The following is a 21,324-nucleotide window of genomic DNA, read 5'->3' on the forward strand; positions in this document are numbered from 1 at the left end:
TATTTGGATGTAATTTATGATTTCATTAATTCTTTCATCCCTGCATTTATCCTCCGCCTGTATTTCGTCTAATTGATTGACAGCTACCACAAGGGCATTAATCGAAGAATTAATTATGTCGTCATCAATTCCAACACCCCAGTATAACTTGTTGTTGCAGCTAACTCCAACATAGGAAACTGCTTTAGAGGATGAGCCTTTGGAATGGGCATGTTCTTCATAAATGGCTAACTCATAATGAACGTCAAAATACTGTTTAATCGCATTGCTGACAGCATCCAGGCGTCCATTCCCATTTCCAACAATTGTTCTAACCTGTCCGTTATGATTTATAGTAACTTGGGCCATAATACCATCCATTTGTTTAAAACGAAATTCGTCTATATGAAAATACGGCGTGTTATTCATATATTTATCTTCAAATATTTGGTATACCCACTCTGGTGATAATTCTTTGTGTTCCCTGTCAGAAACACCCTTTACAGTATAGCCGACATCCTCTTTCATCTTAGCAGGAATAGACATTCCATAATTTTCTTTCAAAATGTAACCAATACCGCCTTTGCCTGACTGGCTGTTAATTCTGATAACATCTGAATCATATTCCCTCCCAACATCCTTAGGATCAATGGGAAGATATGGAACTGACCATTGATTAGTTTTCTTTTCGCTCCTGTAATTCATCCCCTTGGCAATCGCATCTTGATGGGACCCGGAGAAGGCGGTAAATACCAGTTCACCTGCATATGGCTGGCGAGCATGCACTTGCATTCTGGTTAAATTCTCATATTTCTGGCATATTTCCGGCATATTGCTAAAGTCAAGTTTAGGGTCAACACCATGTGAAAATAGGTTCATTGCCAACGTGATAATGTCAACATTTCCTGTTCTCTCTCCGTTTCCAAATAGTGTCCCTTCAATTCTATCGGCACCCGCAAGCATTCCCAATTCGGCATCACAAACGCCACAGCCCCTATCATTGTGAGGATGTAAACACAAAATAACTGAATCCCTGTATTTTAGATTCTTATTCATAAACTCCACTTGACTGGCAAATACGTGAGGCATTGCATTTTCTACCGTTGTTGGCAAATTGATAATTGCTTTCTTATCAGGAGTCGGGTTCCATACATCCAGTACCGCATTACATATTTCCAATGCATAATCCACTTCCGTTCCAGGAAAACTCTCTGGACTGTACTGGAATGAAAAATTACCAGTTGTCTCTTCTGCCAAATTCTTTAATAACTCTGCACCATCTACAGCAATCCGCTTGATTTCTTCCTTACTTTTTCTAAACACTTGCTCCCGCTGAGCAACAGATGTGGAATTATACAAATGAATTACGGCGTGGGGTGCTCCCTTAACCGCCTCAAATGTCTTTTTAATAATATGTTCCCGGGCTTGTGTCAGTACCTGAATGGTTACATCTTCTGGTATCATGTTTCTTTCTATTAATGCCCTTAAGAAGTTATATTCCGTATCTGATGCCGCCGGGAAACCGACCTCAATTTCCTTGAACCCAATGGAAACCAGCATCTGAAAAAATTCTATTTTTTCCTCCAAGCTCATTGGTTCGATAAGCGCTTGATTACCGTCTCTTAAATCAACACTGCACCAGATTGGGGAGGCACTGATATGATCTTTCCTAACCCAGTCATAGGATACTTGGGGTGGCATAAAATATGCCCTTTCATATTTTTCAAAATTCTTCATATATATTCTCCCTTCTTTCATCGCCTGCAGCTAAAAAAGTCTTTCGTCTCTATAATCCATTACAATGGATTATAGAGACGAAAGACAAGCTTCCGCGATACCACTCTATTTTATGATCACCATACACTCATCGGCACTACTAATGCCTATCCTGATAACGGAGGACTTCCGTCATGACCTACTAGTATTTCAGCCAGAAGCTCCAAGGCGAGTTCACCACATTTCTCATACTGTTTTGCATCATCCAACAGCTTTCTGAAATCAATTTGTGGATACTATTCCTCTTCATATCAAATACTTTATTTAACTATCCAATCATTAATTCAACAACTAAGTAACATTCTCGCAGGATTCCAGATCCCAATTGAATGATAACATATATCGCCCGTCTTGCGTAGTGATAAATTTAATCATTTTTCTTGATCTTTTTTATTCTTTTACTGTTGATCATAAAAGAAAGAAGAAAAACGGCAAATTTTTTTAGGCTATTAGGATTTTAGAGCATGGCATTCTAAGGCTGTAATGTAGTATACTAGGCATAGATTTTTACAGTAATTTCATGGATCTACTAATTTTAAAGAATGACGAGGGATATTATATGAGTATTAAATCGCTTACCCCACTGGAAGGACGGTATGGAGCCATTACCAAGCCTTTAGGCGACTTTTTTTCGGAATGGGCTTTAATAAAATACCGTATTCATGTAGAAGTGGAGTGGCTCATTGCCATGGCGGGTAATCCTGCTTTTGCTGAAATCCGCCAATTCACTTCAGAGGAAACTGCTTTTTTGCGCACCATTGTCCAAAATTTTGATGAACCGGCCGCGCTGCGGATTAAAGAAATTGAACGCACTACCAATCATGATGTAAAGGCAGTTGAATATTTTCTCCGTGAAACCCTAGGCGCCATGTCACTGGCTGATGTACTGGAATTTATTCATTTCTCCTGTACATCCGAAGATATTAACAACCTTTCCTATGCGCTGATGCTTAAGCACGGCATCGAAGATATCTGGCTGCCGGCAGCGGAAACTTTGGTGCAGACCGTTACGACTATGGTGGAAGAAGAAAAAACTATACCCATGCTGGCCCATACCCATGGACAAGCAGCCTCACCTACAACCGTAGGCAAAGAACTGGCCGTGTTTGTCTACCGCTGGAACCGCCAGTTAAAACAAATTCGTTCCCAGGAATATCTGGGCAAATTCAACGGCGCCGTCGGCAACTTCAATGCCCACAGCATTGCCTATCCGGAAGTAGACTGGGAAGCTGTTTCCCGTTCTTTTGTCGAAGGCCTGGGATTGACCTACAACCCACTGACAACCCAAATTGAATCCCATGACTATGTGGCCGAATCCTTCCATGCGCTTACGCGCTTTAACAATATTCTTCTGGATTTTGACCGCGACATGTGGCTTTATATTTCCCTTGGCTACTTCAAGCAAAAATCGATTGCCGGTGAAGTTGGCTCTTCTACCATGCCGCATAAAGTAAATCCCATCGACTTTGAAAACTCGGAGGCAAACCTAGGTCTGAGCAATGCAGTGCTTGACCATCTGGCCAACAAGCTGCCTATCTCCCGTCTGCAACGTGACCTTAGCGACTCTTCGGCTCAGCGCAATATTGGCACAGGCATTGCCCATTCCCATATTGCGATTATTTATACTTTAAAGGGTCTTAGAAAAACAGTAGTCAATAAAGAAGCCCTTGCCGCCGATCTAAACCACGCTTGGGAAGTTTTATCCGAGGCAGTGCAAACCGTGATGCGTAAACACGGCCATGCCAATTCCTATGATAAACTAAAAGCCATTACCCGCGGCAAAGGCATCAGTGAAGTAGACATCAAGGCCTTTATCGAAAGTGTAAACTTGCCGGAAGCAGACAAAAAACGCCTGCTAGCCTTGACACCGTCACAATATGTAGGTATAGCCGCTTCCTTGGTAAAACATATAAAATAAAACAAAACTTGCAGCAAACCGACCTCGCTTGGGTCGGTTTGCTTTGCTTAGAACAGACACAGGATGGCAGGCCTTTGAGCCTACCTTTGCCTAAGTAGTTTAATAACTTATTAACGCGGCCAGTAATAAGCCGATTGAAGTACTTAAAAACGCAGACAGAATACCCGCGGCAATATTGCCATTTGGAATTTCACTGGTTACTTTGAAGGGAGTAATTAATTCGTAAAGATAAAAAATGATTACCTGAAACCCGATCCCAATACTTCCCCATAAAGCTAAATCAATGATACTAACAGAATGAAAAATGGCAGAAGCTAATACTAGAGAAAGACCAATAATTTTGCCGCCTAAAGTGTATGCTGCAGCTTGGGCTGCAGCAGCTTTCCTTGGTGTATTAACTTCATCACCCTCACTAATTATTTGAAATTCACTATAAGGGGTTATTTTCATAAAAAGAAACATACCGATTCCGAGGAGTGGTAAAGATATCCCCAAGTATAGCAAAAAATTAATTATATTTAGCCATTGACCTTCCATTATGTATTTTCCCCCTTGTTATTAGCCATACGGATAGCCAAAAAATAGGATAAATCGTCTGTTATTCGGCCGCCAACCCTGGCATTAACAGCGGCAGCCTTACCACCGATAAGAAATGAACCCCACAATAGAAACCCATCATAGCAACCTTTCAATGTTTCTACTTTTATTTGCTCAAGTTCAACACATTGCTGATAAATCATTTTTTGTTCCCAATACGATTTATTACTATCTTTGGCCGTTGCTATCCCATCTGCATTGTAAATAGTGACAGCACCGCCTTCTCGCCCCAAAACAGGCTTAACAACATAGTCAGTTTTACCCAAAAACCGGTTTTCCAAATACGTGGGTAACATATAGGTGCCAATCACTTGCTGTTCTTGTGGCGTAAAGTACTCGCCGGCTTCATGCAAACTCCAGATTAGTGCCTGAAGTGCTTTGGTCTGCGCGAGCATAGCTCCCGGCTGATTAATTATTGCCAGCCTTTTTCGGGCTACCAGATCCAGTAAGTGTTCCCCGGTCGGGTAGCCATCCTGATCCTTTTCTTCACACATGATACCAATCGGGTGCAAACGGTACAAGACATCAATTGGCTTTAACCGCCCGCCGCTTGACCACCAGAGACGATCCTGGTAAATTCTAAGCTCCTTAAGTGGTACAAAGCAGGCCGATAAGCCGGAATGCTTCATGAGAAAACGTGCCGTTCCCGCGTCCTCTTCATGCCAATCAAGGGCGCTAAAAACAATATTCTCCGTATTATACCCCTGCGACTTATATTCAGCCATTATGGCGTCAAATGCATTGGCGATGGTTCCAAGCAAACCGGCGTTGACATCAATATAACCGTAATATTCACATATTCTGCCGTTCAGGTAAAAGGCTTCGACAATTCCGCCAGGAGTGTCGCTGTTGAATTCTAACATTTTTAACCCATTAGCTGTGCGGGCAAAGTCAAATCTGCCGATTGTTGTCGGGCAATGCAGCAAAATGGGAACACGAACGGCATTAAATGATTTGGACGGAATACCTAATTCCAACAGCATCTGGTCACAGCCTTGCTGAAGAATTCTTATCGTCTTAGCAAAAATACCGCCCAATTGTTCGGTAGCATAGGCAATTTCTTCAAGTTCATTTTGGGATAATTGACAGGTTGTAGCTAATGCATATTCCTGCCCGTACATAAAGTCCCAGGTAAAAATGTTTTCCTGCCTTATGCGGTCAAATAGGTCTGCCCTATGTTGTCTGTAACCGGTCATGTTAACCGCCACTGCCAAAACTATGACTGCCAATACCGCCTTTAGGCGAAGAGGCTGTAGATATGCGACCAGAAGAGGTATCAGGGGATGAAGATGTTCTTATCCCCGAGTTACCAAAATAACTATGGCTGGTGGAAGTACTCCCCATTGCTGCATTACAATCATCACAGTAACCGTCATGGTTACGATCAATATGAGTATGTGAACTGCAGCCAGGAGTTAAAGCCAGGACGGTAGCCAAAAAAAGCCCCAATAATCGATCATCTTTAGATCCCATGCTGAATCCTCCTAATTCATAGGCGTAGCATAAACAATATATACTTTACGGTCTTCATCCAGCTCGGCTGAGGTTTTTCGCCACTCTTGACCCAGCCAATATAAAAAGTCGCTTTGCAAATAAAGGAGCATATCCAAATTGTCTTTGGGCTCAAAAACGGCCACTTCCGGATAATAGCTACTATTTTCAAGAAATTGCCGCAGCTCTAACCGCAAGATACTTTTCGTATTAGGCGGCTGAGGCAAACTATTATCCTGAACTTCAGCTTTTTTTACATAAATAACATAAGTTGTAATTTCTCTGGCACCAGAGGTTTTTTCGTAAGTTACCGCATCTTTAACAAAATAATCACAGGCCAACCGAGCAGCAATTTCCGAATAATCAATATCTTCATAATAGTATAGGATAGGGTAGCTTTCAACTTCACTTAGCAATCGGTATTCCAATTTAGCCAAAATGGTACCTCCCAATCACCCCAATAGTTTTATTGGACCTCGTCATCACTGTCAAAAAGCACTGCAAAAAATTATATTATCAAATAACGTCATTATTATACAATACGACAATACAGATTTCATTTCCTCTTTGTATGATGATCGGCGAAAAAATCACTTTGCATATCTATAATTTCACCATAAGTGTATTTTTTCTAACTATTGTTTAAGTTTTTCCGCAAACGTTTATCGCTGTACATCGCATCATCGGCTCTTTTTAGGGCCTCTTTCAATGTTTCCTTCCAAATCAAGAATCGCTGTCACGGCATTTGTGAAGCATGTAAATTTTTCACATACATCCCGCAATGCGTCGATATTGACAACTTCCAATAAAGATCGTCTTAGCTTTAAGGAAATTATTTGTATTTCCACACCGTTTTCTGTCCTCAAGCACTCTACACCACCTTTCTTGGCAACGTAATTCCGCAAAATCCTTATTAGCATTGTATAATTTATAAATTCTACAAAATGAAAGCAAAACCTATATATTTAACAAAAACAATTGAAATCTTTCTGATTATATGCACTTCCCATACACTGACACCATACAAAAAACTCCTACCAAATAAAATTCGGCAAGAGTCCTTGATTTTTGGACACTGTTTAGTGGGTTTTCTCTTCGCCCCGACATAACTCGTTAGTTCATACCTGTATGCTCCTTCATAATAATTGATACAAAAATATCAACAAGCTGCGGATCAAATTGCTTTCCAGCGCAGTGTTTCAATTCCGCCAAAGCTTCATGAATAGACATGGCCTTACGGTAAGGCCGGTCGTTAGTCATCGCATCAAATGCATCAACGATACCAAGGATACGGCACTGTATCGGGATATCTTCGCCGCTAACCCCCAATGGATAACCGCCGCCATCCCAATGCTCCTGATGTTTCAAAATCCAGTCGGCAATCGGTTCTAAGTCCGGTGAGGACTTTGCGATCCTATAGCCGATCTCGCAATGCTGCCGCATAATAGTCATCTCATCCTCGGTCAGTTTGCCAGGTTTTTTTAAAATACTGTCTGAGATGCCAACTTTTCCGATATCATGGAATTTGGCCAACAAACGTAAATCCGCCACTACATTCTGTGGCAGCATCAGCTTAAATCCCATAATCTCCATAAGTTCACCCACGCGATCAGCATGCCCCTCCGTGATATGATCCTTCTCTTCCAGTGCTTTCATCATAATCTGAACAATCGAACTGCGCACACTTTGCCTCTGGTGCAATTTCTGGCGATACATGTTGTTATCAGCCGTCTTAAAGATTACTTCGATATTTGCCTGTTGTGTTTCTAACGCCCATCCCATAGAAAGACTCAGAGGCAAATGAGGATTCCCATGATTATATTTTTCCACCTTTGTGCGGTAAAACCGTTCCAATTCTTCCATTCGTGGTTGTGTTGCCCCAACCAAAACCACGGCAAATTCATCTCCGCCTATTCTGGCCACATATTCTTTTTTTCGTGCACCTGAATTCAATATCTCAGCCACTTTTTTCAGTAATTCATCCCCCTGACGATGCCCCAGGGTATCATTAATTAACTTCAAACCATCGACATCACAGACAAACATGCCAATACCCCGAAATTCACTTGATTGCATCCGCATGATGTCTGTTTCAAAATAAGCACGATTATACACACCCGTCAAAGGATCTTTTTTTCGCAGGAATTCCATATTCTCTTCCATTTGTTTACGGGCAGTTACGTCCCTAATCAGTGCCAGAAAACATTTCTTCCCGTTGAGCAGCACCGTGGAAGAACTAATCTCTACGACCAAGCTGCGTCCATAGCGATCAATGGTCTCTCGCTCAGACAAGGGCTGAGTCCCTTCCGTTACTGCCGTCCGGATACTGCTTAAAGCAGTCCCCTGATGTGTTAATTCTTCCTCCGTATAGCCAAACATATCTGTCATCCGGCGGTTTATCGCCAGGACTTCGCCATTTTTATCGAATACCACCAAACCATCAGCGACGGCGTTAAACATATCGGCAAATGCCTGACGGCTTTGCGCTAAATTCTCATTAGCGGCAACTACTTCATCGTACAAATTGCGCAATTCTTCATCGGTTGCAAGCAATTCCTCATGGGACGCTGTGAGTTCTTCCAAGCTGCTCTGTAATCTTTTTTCCTTTTCAACAAGTTCAACTTGCGCTTTCTTTTGCTCAGTAACATCAATACCTATGCCCACAAAATAAGGCTGCTCATCAATCGTTGTTTTAACGGCAGTAAAATAGTAGGGAGTTTTACTGCCATCCTTATTCTGTAAAAGTCCCTCTGAAAAAGCCATCCCAGTTTGTAGTGCTTTTGCCACTTCGCCTGAGATGCGTATAATCGTATCCTGATCTCCTTTATACCAGTCGAGCAGTGTCATGTTGGATAATTCTTCTGCAGAATAACCGGTAGCGGTTTCATGGTTTTTATTCCATCGGACGAGCCGCCACCGATCATCATAAAGGTAAAGAAGCCCTGGTATACTTTCCAGAACAGCACTGGAAAAAGCCTTTTCATTATTTAATTCATCGAAATTATTTCTCAGATCTTCTTCGGTGGCTATAAGTTCTTCATGGGCTTCAGCAAGTTCCTTATAACTTTGCTTTATGCATTCGTCTATCTGGCGGTTTCTCCTTACACTGGCAACCAGACCCCCGCAAAAGAGCAAAATGAATAAAGATACAGCCCCAGCTCCCCCTAGGTAAAATTGACCACGCTGAACCATCGGTGCTAATACACTTTCTGATACACCAACCTGGACGATAATGGGATAATCGTCCAACGCCCGATAACTTACAAGTAATGGCTTACCATAGAATAAACCATTACTTCGATAAAATCCGGAAGAAGCCTGCTCTAAGTACTTCCAAAGATCAGCGGGAACCATCTTAGTACCAACTTCACTACTTTTACTGGATACCCGCACAAAGCCATCCCGGCCAACAATCCGAATAACGTATTCTGCATTAAAATTCATATCCCAATAGAATTTATTGAAATAATCCGTACTAATAGATACATAGGCAACGCCGGAAAAACTACGGTCCGGTTTATTCAATCGGACCGATAGCGGTATAGACCAGACGTTGCTTACCGGACCAATTGTAGCCTGATCAAGAAAATATTGGCCTTTATCAGCAGCTGCGTGAGCCTGAAGACGAGCTGCTTGAGAATAATCAACCTTTACAGGGTCAGGCCGCAAACTCGCCATTAGATGCCCGTCTGTTCCTAAAATCCCTAGTTGAATCACCTGTTGATCCTTTGCTAGGAGCTCAATAAGGCGTTGGGTTGATTGAGTCACGCCATTTACTGTTTCATAATTATCCTTAAGCAGACTAAGATATTGCTCATTAACCTTGAGCACCCTGCGTACATGCTCTTCAAAGGCGCGGGCCAGCCTATCGCCGTCACGTTCAAGCGTTTTGAGGGTCGTCTTCCTGTCTTGATCGATCTGCCACAAAACACCGCTCCATACAATAATCAGCAGAGTCACACAAAATAGGATGATGGACTTGTCAGGAATAATCCAGTTTCGAATAAATTGGTTAACCTTGTTCATGTCGCTCCCCCTATGTACTTAATACACCATCCTCAAGGTGACGGTTCTTGACTTGAACGAGTGAGACTTTTTATTATTTTGCTTACCATTGATTCACTGATGCCACCAAATATTTCACCAATTTGCCTTAAAGTCAACTGCGACCTTTGGCGTATTCTAAGGATTAATTCGTTACGAATAGGAATAGGTAACTCCTTGCTGTCTTTTATATCTACACCATATTCTGCTGCGACCATCTCAACAATCTCCTGCCGGTTATTCATATAATGGCTTATATTCGCAATACCATAAGGTTTCACTAATATTGTTGATAGCTCATTTTTCCACACAAAGCCTGTATTAACGTAACAGCAGCCTTTACAGTTTTTCCATCCTTATCCAGCAAAGGATTGACTTCTACAAATTCAGCCGAAGTAATTACATTGTATTTTGCCAGTAATTTCATTGCTTCTACATTTTGCGCAAAACCGATTCCGCCCTTTACCGGAGTTCCTACGCCAGTACTATCGCTCGGGTCAATTACATCTAAGTCATAGCTCAAATGAATACCATCACATTTTGCAGTCAGGTATGAGACGGCCTCTTCAATTACATTATGTATTCCAACTCGATAAACATCCTCGGACGTAAATCTTTTGATTTTGTTTCGATCAATAAATTCTCTTTCGCCGGGATCTATATCGCGGACTCCGATCAATACAATATGTTCCGCTTTAACCTTATTTCTATATCCACCTACTTCAAGCAAATCGAAATGTCCCGCCCCAAGGCTTGCCGCTAAGGGCATTCCCTGGATATTACCACTAGGTGATGTTTCTACTGTATTGCTATCGGCATGTGCATCATACCAGATAACGCCTAAATTTCGATAATGCTTTGCAATGCCAGCTAAACTTCCTATAGCAATACTGTGATCACCGCCTAAAACAAGAGGAAACCTTCCCTCACCAACAACTTCCGAAACTTTTGAAGCCAAAAGTTCTACACTGTCTCGAACAGCTTCCAAATTTTTAATTTTACAATTGATATCGTTAATACGGCAACATGCTTTTTCATTTTTGATACTCAAGTCTCCTGCATCCATGATATCAATATGACTTGACTGTAGATCCTTTATGATTCCGGCTGCTCGAATTGCCTCGGGAGCTAATTGCGTTCCGAATTCAGACTGACCAAGCCAAACAGGCGCCCCTATAACTGTAATTTTCCTCATATATCTACCTTTCTACTTGCTGACAATTAAACACTACCGCCTCGAATCTCAAATAAATAGTTTGTTCTCCCATTCGGCATCAAAACGATCGGCTCAATTACTATCTCTTCCTTAGGTTATCTAGTCCTATTGTTTGCTCCCCAGTTTGACATAAGTTCCAATATTGGAATGAGCGTTTCACCCTTTTCTGTTAGTGAGTATTCCACTTTAGGTGGAACTTGAGAGTACTCTTCTCGATGGATTAATTTCTCTAATTCTAGTTCTTTGAGTTCATGGCTTAGCATTTTATGTGTAATAGATGGCATTTTTTTCTTGATTTCGCCATATCTTTGTATTCCATTTTGAAATAATTTATAAAGGATAAGCCACTTCCATTTCCCACCGACCACAGCTAGTGTATAAGTAATAGGACAGTCGCATTCACTTGGCAACCATTTATGCATAGATACTCTCCTTTTGGATAGTATCTACCTTAAAAGTGCATACTATCTTTTTTAATAAAATAATATACAATTAAAAGAGAAAAAACAAGTACAAATTGGAGGCATCGTTTATGAAGGTATTGGCATTTAACGGCAGCCCAAGAAAAACGTGGAATACTGCAGTTTTATTGAATCATGCACTAGAAGGGGCAGCTTCACAAGGCGCAGAGACAGAAATCATCCATCTTTATGATCTCAATTATAAAGGATGTGTAAGTTGTTTTGCCTGTAAATTAAAAGATGGCAAAAGTTACGGGAAGTGCGCCTATAAAGATGACTTAACACCAATTCTGGAAAAAATCGAACAAGCCGATGCTATCGTCTTTGGGTCACCCATCTATCTCGGAGCGGTTACAGGTGAGATGAGATCATTTCTTGAACGATTAATATTTCAATACCTAGTATATGATAAAAACTATTCTACTCTTTTCTCCAAAAAGATACAAACAGGTTTCATCTACACCATGAATATAGACGATGGTCGTATGCATGAAATGGGATACGAACGCCATCTTAATCTTACGAAAATGGCACTTCAGAGAACTTTTGGTGCAGTAGAATCCTTATTTGTTACCGATACATATCAGTTTGACGATTACTCTAAATATGTTGTAACATCATTTGATCCAGAAAAAAAAGCAAAGAGACGAAAAGAAGAATTCCCCAATGATTGTAAAAAAGCTTTTGAAATGGGAGCAAGATTTGCCACAAGAGTTATTACAGAGGAAACTTATTGATATTGCTCATTTGGTAAAGGAGGTATAGTGCATGAGCAAGTTATCAGATGGAATTATCAATCAGCTTGGTGTTTGGAGCAACAAACAAATGAAACCGTAAATAGCTGCGTGGTCTTGACCCTGATGCTAAATGTTACAGGTCACTCAGCGAAACGGGATACTGACATGGTGGATTCTTATTAGTAGTTTTCCTGCCGGATTAGTTAGCAAGACTCTAAACAGGTTTCTTAGGGCTAAGCAAAGTAACAAAATATATTTTATTAACATAAAATAATACGAGAGAATAAAAAAGTAGGTGAATAACTTGAGCTATACAGGGCTAACAGGAAAGGTTGTAATACCGGGGCAGCCCGAGTATGAGCAAGCCAGACAAGAATATAACATAGCTATAAACAAAGACCCTTGTGCTATCGTCTATTGCTTTAACTCTTGCGATATAGCCAATGCAATACTTTGGTCACGAAAACAAGGAGTCAAACTGCGAATCCGATCCGGCAGACATAATTATGAAGGTTATTCTACTGGGAATCGCAAATTAGTGATAGACACTACCTTAATGAACGATATAAAAGTAAATACTGACGATGACACCGTTGACATACAAGCCGGAGTAAGATTAGGGTATTTATATGAAAGGCTCTATCAATGTGGTTACACATTCCCGGGGGGAACTTGTCCGTCTGTAGGCATATCCGGGCTGGTTTTGGGAGGCGGAATAGGGTTATCAACCCGTTATTTGGGCCTTACGGCAGATAGTCTGTTAGAGGCAGAAATGGTTGATGCCGAAGGTAATCAGCTAATGGTAAACGACTGCTGTAATCCAGGACTATTTTGGGCACTAAGGGGAGCAGGCGGTGGGAATTTCGGGGTTGTAACCAGGTATAAATTCCGGTTAAAAAATGTTGACAAAATAACGCTAATTCAGTTGAGATGGGATAATGATAAATCAGCCAGACTTGAATTCCTGCGGGTATGGCAAAAGTGGCTGTTAAATTTGGACCGCAGGATTAGTGCATTTGGTGGAATATACAAGCTGGGAGCATGGATGAACTCATTCTTTTACGGATGCCCGGAGGAGGCCAGACAAATTTTAGGGCCCTTACTGGAGATACCCGGGATAACCCTTGAAAATATAGACTATGTAGATTTCATAGATGCAGTAAAAACAATAGGAGAAATCTATCCCGAACGAGAATCATTTAAGGCTACGGGTAGATTCGTGCGCAGGCACTTTTCACAGAGTGAACTAGTAAAATTTATAGATATTATAGATAAGGCACCAGCTAACAATGCAAATTCTTCCATCCGGGTATACTCGTTAGGGGGAGCCGTTAGAAATGTGGAAGTAAACGAAACAGCCTTTTTTGACAGGCAAGCCAATTATATAATTGCTATAACCTCGTCTTGGGAAGGGAAAAAAGAAGCATCGCTCCACAAAAAATGGGTAGCAGCAGGTTTTGACTATATTTATACGGTTACTTTGGGCTCATATATTAACTTCCCCTACAACAATTTGCCAAATTATGAGCAGGCATACTATGGAGCACATGTACGAAGACTGCAGCGTATCAAGAAAGAATATGATCCCTATAATGTTTTCAGCTTTCCTCAAAGTATTTTGTAAAAACAACTAGATTTTGCCAAACAAGAGCAGGTGCATATCAAAGACACCGCTTATATTACAATCAACGGACAAGATTATACGTTTAAAGAAGCCCGTAAAAAATGGGGGCATAAAAAATCATCATGCTGCCCAATTTCCCATCGCTATGATTGCCATTCTTGTTTATATCCCTATTGGTATATTTTATAATATCTGGCACCCCACTTGGCTAATCTTCCTGCTCATCCCCATAAGTAGTGGCATCGCTACAGCAATTCAACAGAAAGATTGGAAATTGCTGCCCTATCCCGTTTTAATTGCCGCCATATATCTCACCCTAGGCTTTCTGTATAAAGCCTAGCATCCAGCATGGGTTTTGTTTTTAACGATACCCTTGTATTATTTCCTTATTCGTTATTTTCGACAAAAAAGAAGTACGCTGAATAATTAAAACACAGACCTACTGCCAAATTCACAAAAATTGACAGGAGGTCTGCTTCTTTCACGTCACCAATAGACTCTTAGGTACACTTCTCCAATACAGCTTAAAAATTAAATTTCTTACGCCCGCGCAAAAAATGAAAACTCTGGTCTACCATTTCTCGCCATTAACTTTGACCTGTTACCAGTGATACGGGTCTGGGTATAGGGTCTAACGTCAAATCTAAAGAAATGACTCATCTGAAGAACGAAATCGCTCACGCGATGGCCTTGGTAGTCTCCCGTAAATAAAAATTTCATGAAAAATGTAAAAAGTACGCCCTTTTGTGGTATTGTTTAATCGCCAAACCAAACAAACCAGAAAGGAGGAACGTACTTTTTACTTTATGATTATACCATGTCTTAAGATTGAAATACATACGTTTTTTAACACAGCTAGAGCTCCTCCTGATGCCATGAATTGGCTTCACAAAACCCAAAAAATCAGGAGGTAGTATGTCTATGCAACAATATAAACAAGAGATTGAGCTATACTTTGAACTTAAAGGAACTCCGGAATCTTCACGAGAATCCTATTTGCGAAGAATCTTTGCCTTCATCAATTATATGCAAAATCAACACAAATGCATGGAAAACGTTACAGATAGTGATATCCAACAATATATCCTCTATCTCAAAAAGGAAAAGGGTCTGTCAGCGGGAACCATCAATTGTTACATTTCTGCTGTCAAATTCTTTCATACCTGCATCATAGGTAAAGAGTGGAACCCCTTAAAAATTCCCCGGATGAAAAGAATACGTAAATTTCCAGTCATCCCACCTAAACAAGATGTACTGGCAATATTAAATAAAGCTGCGAATCTAAAGCATAAAGCTATTTTAGCATTACTATACGGTAGTGGCCTCAGGGTCAGCGAAGTAGCTAAATTGAAGATTTGTGATATTTGTAGTAAAAGTATGCGCGTACGGGTAGAAAACGCCAAACATAATACAAATCGATACACCATCTTATCAGAACTGGCCCTTGATGTATTGCGAAAATACTTCCGGGCATATTTTTCAAGCTACCAAATGGACGATTGGTTGTTTCCAGGACAACACAAAGGTGAGCACATTAACGTTAAGTCCATCAAAAATACCATCATTAAGCTGCGCAACCAGTTGCAAATGGACCAGAATATTTCTGCCCATACGCTTCGGCACTGTTTTGCTACACATACATTAGAAGATGGGGTCGATCCCGTGTTTATCCAGCAAATGCTGGGGCATAAAAATCTTCAGACTACAATGACGTACCTGCATATGACATCGAAAAGCCTTATGGGCATTAAGAGTCCTCTTGATACTGGAAACAGCAACCCCAAATGACTACTGTACAGGATGTTTTCCTTAAGTTTTATCCCCAGTATGAACAAAGCTATGCTCCATATATACAACAAGCCAAAGCCGTTAGTGACATCATGCGCTGCAGGACAGCAGCTTTAGGTGGTCATACGTTTGAATGCGAAGAATGTGGCCATATAGTTGTTCGTTACAATTCATGCCGGAATCGGCACTGCCCTTTGTGTCAGGGTATTAATAAGGCAGTTTGGGTAGACGCAAGAAGCAAAGATATCCTCACTGCCCCTTACTTCCATGTTGTGTTTACCTTACCATCACAGCTTCAGCCATTGGTTTATCAAAACCAGGAATTGCTTTATGGCTTGTTGTATAAAGCGGTAGCCCAAACCTTGGCGGAACTTTCCCAAGATACCAAATATCTTGGTGCACAGATCGGCTTTTTTCCTTGCTGCATACCTGGGGACAAGATTTGCACTATCATCCGCACATCCATACTGTGGTATTGGCAGGTGGACTAACCAAAAACAATCAATGGCGAAACAGCAGCAAGAAGTTCTTCATTCCAGTAAAGGTGTTAGCTAAAAAGTTTCGAGGTAAATTTCTTCACCACATCAAGCAATACTACCGCCAAAACTTGCTGATGTTTTATGGAGATGCCCAGAAATATCAACAGCCAAAATGTTTCCGGGATTTACTCAAACAGTGTTATGCCAAAAACTGGTACATTTACTCTAAAAAGACTTTTTCCGGACCACTCGCTGTTGTCCGATATTTGGGGAGGTACACGCACCGGATAGCCGTAAGCGTCAAATAAATCGTCACATGTACAACCAGGCCTCCGGATGAGACAATAGGTCCAAGAGAATCACATAGAGTTTGTTGGAGTCATTTGGATTCTTAGAAACTCGCAGGAGGTCTACTTTTATGAGCGTACAGAAAGTGACGCATGAAGTTCGATTGGAGAAATGGCGCAATATTGTTACGGCTTGCCGCAACAGTGGCAAAACCATTAAAACGTGGTGCAGCGAAAATAACATTAACGTGAAAACATACTATCATTGGCAGAAACTTGTATGTCAGGAGACTTGCCGGGCAATTTCGGTAAGTCTCCCTGCCTCCAGCGAGGCTGTTCCCGTACAGGGTTCGGTATTTGCAGAAATGAAGATGCCTAAGCATCGTGCGGAAACATTGGCTATCACGATTGAGCGTAACGATATGCAAATCCATGTCTATCAAGGCGCTGATATGGTAACCGTGGAGGCTACGCTTCTGGCACTGAAACATTTATGTTAGGTGATATATCTAAAATCGAACATATCTTTCTCGCCTGTGGCCACACCGATATGAGAAGATCTATTGATGGTCTGGCAGCGACCATACAGCAATGCTTTCACCTAGATCCGTTCTCCAGCAGTCTGTTCCTGTTTTGCGGTAGTCGGCGTGATCGAATCAAAGCGCTCTTTTGGGATGGCGATGGCTTTGTACTTTTGTATAAACGGCTGGAGAACGGAGGCTTTCAGTGGCCAAAAGATGAAAAAGAGGTCAAACACATTACGCCACAACAGTTTCGTTGGCTAATGGAAGGGTTAAGCATTCAACAGCCGAGGGCGCATAAAAAAGTCGATAAAATACAAATCGTCTAATTTGCTGAAAGTCCTAAATATCCTGCAAAATCAATGGATTTAACGGATTTTTCATGGAAAAAAGCCATAAAATATGGTATAATTATTACATGAAAATTCTAGTGAACGGTACTAATACACAAGAAGAAATGATCTCTGTTTCTCGTACTGAATATGAGGCACTAAAAATACAAAATGAGGAACTGACTCAACAGGTCAAGTGGCTGATGGAGCAAATGCGTCTTTCCAAACAAAAACAGTTCGGCTCCTCCAGTGAAAAAAGCAAATACGATCAGTTTAATCTTTTTAACGAGGCGGAGGCAACAGCAGATGAACGGGTGCCCGAGCCTGAATTGACTGAAGTTCAGAAGCATTATCGTAAGAATGTCAAAGAAAGAAAAGAGACCATTCCTGCCGATTTACCAATAGAGGTTGTAGAGCATTTTTTACCGGAACATGAACAGGAATGCCCGGAATGTGGTTCAAAACTGCATATTATGGGTAAAAATGTCCGCCGCGAATTGAAGATCATCCCGGCCAAAGCAGTTATCGTAGAACATATTGACTATGTATATGCCTGCCGCGACTGTGAAGTCAATTCATGCAGCGTGCCTATTATCAAGGCACCAATGGACAAGCCGGTAATCAAAGGAAGCTTTGCTTCTCCAGAAGCAGTTGCTCATATTATGACACAGAAATTTGCAAATGGAATGCCATTGCATCGCCAGGAGCAAGATTTGAGCCGTATGGGCATAGCTCTTTCCAAACAAACTATGTCTAACTGGCTAATTCGGTGTTCTGAAGATTGGCTGGAGCCAATCTATGATGCCTTTAAAGAGCTACTTTCCATACAGCCAGTGCTCCACGCAGATGAAACCATTTTACAGGTACTTCACGAGCCGGGCAAATCTGCGCAAAGCAAAAGCTACATGTGGCTGTATAGAACTGGCGGGTGTGCTAGTATACCTATTGTGCTGTGTGATTATCAGCCAGACCGGAAGGCAAAGCATCCTTTAGAATTTTTGCAGGAGTTTAGCGGCTACCTTCATACGGATGGTTATGCCGGGTATCATAGCTTGCCGGAGCGAATCGTCATTGTGGGCTGCTGGGCACATGCCAGAAGAAAATTTGACGAGGCGCTAAAAGGCCTTTTGGAAAAAGACCGAGAAGGCTCTGGGGCGCAACGTGGCAAACAATATTGCGATAAGCTATTTACTATTGAGCGCCAACTAGCTGATTGTACACCGGAAGAACGCTATAAAAAGCGTCAGGAACTGGCAAAACCAGTGCTTGACGAGTTTTTGTCGTACCTTCATACAGTAAAGGCATCTACCAAGAGCGGATTTGGCAGAGCCGTGCACTATACGTTGGAGCAATGGAAATATCTCGAACGATATCTACTGGACGGAAGGCTGGAAATCAGTAACAATCGCGCCGAGCGCAGCATTAAGCCGTTTGTGATTGACCGCAAAAATTTTCTCTTTGCCAACACACCGCGAGGAGCTAAAGCCAGCGCAGTTGTGTTTAGCATAATAGAAACCGCAAAGGAAAATGGGCTCAATCCATATGCCTACCTGACTTATATTTTTAAAAACGCACCCAACTGGGATATACGAAATGATGTTGAGGTACTACAACGACTAATGCCCAGTTTTGTTCCAGATTACTGTAAAACTAATGCCGTTACCAAATGACTTGTTGTCAAGGTGACGGCATTTTTGACGCTTACGGATAGCCTTATCCAATACGCGCATTGTCGCCATGGATGAACATACGGTGACAATTACCGTAAGAGACTCTAACGACAACAACCAGACAAAAACGCTAACGCTCAGTGGCGTTGAATTCATCCGGCGATTTTTACTGCATGTACTTCCCAAAGGTTTTGTCAAAATCAGGCATTATGGACTCCTTGCCAACCGAAACAAAAAGACCAAGCTGGAACTAAGCAGAAAACTAACGTTAAGTCCAACCTACAAACCAAAATTTGAAGGTCTTACAACTGTTGAGATTCTATGCATTCTTGTAGGCCGGGATGTAACGAGGTGTCCTGTATGTGGAAAAGGTAAATTACAGGCAAGCTATTCGTTACCCAAAGAGGCATCGCCTTAATAGTTGCAAAAATTGAATAGATACTGCCAAGACCCGTTTGTGGGGAGGGGGAAGGTATGTCCAATCAAGACAAATGAAGCCCAATTTATTACAAATCAGCAAAGTAAAGCACAAAAAAATGTACGAAAACAGAAAAAATTAACGATCAAAAACCAAGAGAAAAAGATTGAAATTCCATAGCTGGGCAGCCCGCGACTTCATTCTTCTGAGGCAATCAAAAATTTTGCGCGTAGATAGTTTTGTGGCTCAACTGGCAGCCGGGAGCTGTTAATTGAGCCTTTTTGCGCGCAAAACTTCCGATTGATACCTTCAGTAGAGTAGAGGCCTACCTCACGGCGGCCCCCTCTCAGAACCGGACGGGCCCAATTAAGGCATCCGGCTCTTCCACAGCATTCACTTACAGTTAGCCATACATATCTACATAGATTCTTGCCTCGGCAATTGCGAATCGCTCCTCAATCTTTGCAAACCCATCCCAGTTCACGCTCTTCTTCTGGCTCCTGCGGTTGAGGACCTTAAACAGTTTTCGCCGTACGAAATACCGGAATGCTTTGATTCGCTGCAGGTTGCCGGTAATCCCGTAATAGCGAAAATGGCCAATTAGTTTGGCATTTAGCTGCTTGATTAAGTCCCCAAGCTCGGTATGCATATTCTTGCGGACCCATTCTGCGAGGACTTTTAGCTTCACAATGAATTTCTTCTTGCTTGTTTTCCGCTTGACGCTGTAGTTCCCAGGCTTGCCTTTGCTACAGTAATGGCTGAACCCGAGAAAGTCAAAGGTCTCCGGTTTGCCATCGCCTCGTCTGGCTCGTCTTTCTTCGGCAAATCGGCCAAATTCGAGTATCTTCGTTTTCTCTTGGGCAATCTCAAGGTTGAATTTCCCTAGTCTGTCTATTAGTTTCCTATAGAAGGCTTCTGCGTCGTCTTTGTATTGAAAGAAGCAAACAAAGTCGTCGGCATACCGGATGATATGGGCTTCGCCTCTGCTTTCACGCTTTATGTTCAGAGTGAACCATAAGTCGAGTACATAGTGCAGATAGACGTTTGCAAGCGTTGCAGACACGACCCCGCCCTGCGGCGTTCCTGTATCTGTCTCGTATTCTACGCCTTCTTCCATAACGCCCGCCTTGAGAATCCGGCTTATCAGCCGCAAAAGGTTAGGGTCTTGTATGCGTTCTTGCAGACACCGCATCATCCACCCGTGGTCGACGTTGTCAAAGAATCCCTTAATGTCCGCGTCTACCACATAGCTGACCTTCTTCGTCTCAATAATTCTGCCGACTTCTTTTAGCGCATCATGGCAGCTTCTTCCCGGCCTGAATCCATAGGAACAGTCGAGAAATTCTGTTTCGTAGATGACTGTTAGAATTTCGTTAAGGGCTTTCTGCACCACTTTATCCTCGTAGGACGGAATACCTAGCGGACGCATCTTGCCGTTTCCTTTTGGGATATAGACTCGCTTGACAGGTTGTGGTTTATACGCTTGCCGTTTCATTCTTCCCAGAAGATCGTTGATGTTTTCTTCTAGCTGCTTGCCATATTCCTCTTTGCTCATTCCGTCTACGCCTAGGGCTTTACCTGCTTTTAGCGCCTGATGAGCGGCTTTCAGGCTTTCTTCGTCAATAGCATGAATCAGGGTTTGCAATTTGACTTTTGGTCGCTGTTTGGCTAATTCGGCTATCCTTGTTAGTTTAGTTCCCAATGGTTTCTCTGCCTCCAGTGCAGCATTGTTTCCCTTTTCAAGGTCACTGCTTCGTAGCGCCCTTCCCTCCGCAGGCATTACCCTGCATCCTCAGTATTATAGCGCATTCCGACTCCCTGCCGTCTATTTGGCCTCCTCGTCTTCGACTTGTCCGCCATACTCTCGTTAGAGGGCGGCAGGGTCTCCCAAGTTCACACAGAGTAATGATGTGTAGCATGCCAAGACCTTTGACCCCGGGGAGCTGAATTTAGCTCGCCTTTTATCGCTAAACTCAGTGTTGTCTT

18 protein-coding genes, 2 pseudogenes and 1 other annotated feature are annotated in these 21,324 nt (G+C 42.0%); of the genes and pseudogenes, 10 read left to right on the plus strand and 10 right to left on the minus strand.

Annotated elements, in window-relative coordinates; all coding sequences use genetic code 11:
- Window positions 1-69: 69 nt before the first annotated feature.
- Window positions 70-1,716 (minus strand): annotated as a pseudogene (locus tag AC1ECB_RS19740) (2-isopropylmalate synthase); the annotation flags it as partial.
- Window positions 1,717-1,786: 70 nt separating this feature from the next.
- Window positions 1,787-2,014: a binding site (T-box leader), on the minus strand.
- Window positions 2,015-2,314: 300 nt separating this feature from the next.
- Here AC1ECB_RS19740 and purB point away from each other — a divergent pair.
- Complete coding sequence (purB, locus tag AC1ECB_RS19745) at window positions 2,315-3,673, plus strand: adenylosuccinate lyase (RefSeq protein WP_485665388.1); 1,359 nt, start codon at window positions 2,315-2,317, stop codon at window positions 3,671-3,673.
- A gap of 99 nt (window positions 3,674-3,772) precedes the next feature.
- Here purB and AC1ECB_RS19750 read toward each other — a convergent pair whose 3' ends face one another.
- The 8 genes from AC1ECB_RS19750 to AC1ECB_RS19785 form a co-directional block, all read right to left on the minus strand.
- Window positions 3,773-4,210: a DUF350 domain-containing protein gene (locus AC1ECB_RS19750; RefSeq protein WP_485665389.1), complete on the minus strand. Its 438-nt coding sequence runs from the start codon at window positions 4,208-4,210 to the stop codon at window positions 3,773-3,775.
- Window positions 4,210-5,499: a glutathionylspermidine synthase family protein gene (locus AC1ECB_RS19755; RefSeq protein ID WP_485665390.1), complete on the minus strand. Its 1,290-nt coding sequence runs from the start codon at window positions 5,497-5,499 to the stop codon at window positions 4,210-4,212. Before AC1ECB_RS19755 ends, AC1ECB_RS19750 begins: the two co-directional genes overlap by 1 nt.
- Window positions 5,468-5,743, minus strand: coding sequence for a hypothetical protein (locus tag AC1ECB_RS19760; protein WP_485665391.1), 276 nt, complete (start codon window positions 5,741-5,743; stop codon window positions 5,468-5,470). The genes AC1ECB_RS19755 and AC1ECB_RS19760 overlap by 32 nt, the downstream gene beginning before the upstream one ends.
- An 11-nt stretch (window positions 5,744-5,754) precedes the next feature.
- On the minus strand, window positions 5,755-6,198 hold the full coding sequence (locus tag AC1ECB_RS19765; protein ID WP_485665392.1) for a hypothetical protein: 444 nt from the start codon (window positions 6,196-6,198) through the stop codon (window positions 5,755-5,757).
- 676 nt (window positions 6,199-6,874) lie between these two features.
- Window positions 6,875-9,787, minus strand: coding sequence for an HD domain-containing phosphohydrolase (locus AC1ECB_RS19770; RefSeq protein ID WP_485665393.1), 2,913 nt, complete (start codon window positions 9,785-9,787; stop codon window positions 6,875-6,877).
- 32 nt (window positions 9,788-9,819) lie between these two features.
- The gene (locus AC1ECB_RS19775; RefSeq protein WP_485665394.1) at window positions 9,820-10,023 is read right to left on the minus strand and encodes a hypothetical protein; all 204 of its coding nucleotides are present in this window, start codon (window positions 10,021-10,023) and stop codon (window positions 9,820-9,822) included.
- 62 nt (window positions 10,024-10,085) lie between these two features.
- A complete protein-coding gene (gene rocF, locus AC1ECB_RS19780) occupies window positions 10,086-11,000 on the minus strand; it encodes an arginase (protein WP_485665395.1) in 915 nt (304 codons plus the stop codon).
- A 116-nt stretch (window positions 11,001-11,116) separates the two neighbouring features.
- The gene (locus AC1ECB_RS19785; RefSeq protein ID WP_485665396.1) at window positions 11,117-11,443 is read right to left on the minus strand and encodes a winged helix-turn-helix transcriptional regulator; all 327 of its coding nucleotides are present in this window, start codon (window positions 11,441-11,443) and stop codon (window positions 11,117-11,119) included.
- Between the two features lie 110 nt (window positions 11,444-11,553).
- Here AC1ECB_RS19785 and AC1ECB_RS19790 point away from each other — a divergent pair, with 110 nt between their 5' ends.
- From AC1ECB_RS19790 to AC1ECB_RS19830, 9 genes and pseudogenes are all read left to right on the plus strand, one after another.
- Entirely contained in the window at window positions 11,554-12,219 is a 666-nt protein-coding gene (locus AC1ECB_RS19790; protein ID WP_485665397.1) for a flavodoxin family protein, read from the plus strand.
- A 304-nt stretch (window positions 12,220-12,523) separates the two neighbouring features.
- Window positions 12,524-13,843 (plus strand): FAD-binding oxidoreductase, encoded by a 1,320-nt coding sequence (locus AC1ECB_RS19795; protein ID WP_485665398.1) that lies wholly within the window; start codon window positions 12,524-12,526, stop codon window positions 13,841-13,843.
- A gap of 915 nt (window positions 13,844-14,758) precedes the next feature.
- Window positions 14,759-15,631 (plus strand): tyrosine-type recombinase/integrase, encoded by an 873-nt coding sequence (locus tag AC1ECB_RS19800; RefSeq protein WP_485665399.1) that lies wholly within the window; start codon window positions 14,759-14,761, stop codon window positions 15,629-15,631.
- Entirely contained in the window at window positions 15,628-16,122 is a 495-nt protein-coding gene (locus AC1ECB_RS19805) for an IS91 family transposase (RefSeq protein WP_485665400.1), read from the plus strand. The genes AC1ECB_RS19800 and AC1ECB_RS19805 overlap by 4 nt, the downstream gene beginning before the upstream one ends.
- Window positions 16,074-16,418, plus strand: coding sequence for a transposase (locus AC1ECB_RS19810; RefSeq protein ID WP_485665401.1), 345 nt, complete (start codon window positions 16,074-16,076; stop codon window positions 16,416-16,418). Before AC1ECB_RS19805 ends, AC1ECB_RS19810 begins: the two co-directional genes overlap by 49 nt.
- A gap of 110 nt (window positions 16,419-16,528) precedes the next feature.
- The gene (gene tnpA / locus AC1ECB_RS19815) at window positions 16,529-16,897 is read left to right on the plus strand and encodes an IS66 family insertion sequence element accessory protein TnpA (protein ID WP_485664427.1); all 369 of its coding nucleotides are present in this window, start codon (window positions 16,529-16,531) and stop codon (window positions 16,895-16,897) included.
- On the plus strand, window positions 16,891-17,247 hold the full coding sequence (tnpB, locus tag AC1ECB_RS19820; protein ID WP_485664426.1) for an IS66 family insertion sequence element accessory protein TnpB: 357 nt from the start codon (window positions 16,891-16,893) through the stop codon (window positions 17,245-17,247). Before tnpA ends, tnpB begins: the two co-directional genes overlap by 7 nt.
- An 89-nt stretch (window positions 17,248-17,336) precedes the next feature.
- Window positions 17,337-18,920 carry an IS66 family transposase gene (tnpC, locus tag AC1ECB_RS19825; RefSeq protein ID WP_485665402.1) on the plus strand — a complete coding sequence of 528 codons (1,584 nt, stop codon included), beginning with the start codon at window positions 17,337-17,339 and terminating at the stop codon, window positions 18,918-18,920.
- Window positions 18,921-18,954: 34 nt separating this feature from the next.
- Window positions 18,955-19,338 (plus strand): annotated as a pseudogene (locus AC1ECB_RS19830) (transposase); the annotation flags it as partial.
- Between the two features lie 403 nt (window positions 19,339-19,741).
- On the opposite strand, the gene ltrA reads toward AC1ECB_RS19830, so the two are convergent.
- Window positions 19,742-21,118, minus strand: coding sequence for a group II intron reverse transcriptase/maturase (ltrA, locus tag AC1ECB_RS19835; protein ID WP_485664894.1), 1,377 nt, complete (start codon window positions 21,116-21,118; stop codon window positions 19,742-19,744).
- Window positions 21,119-21,324: the final 206 nt, after the last annotated feature.

Source organism: Sporomusa sp. 246TCP1, from assembly GCF_057319775.1.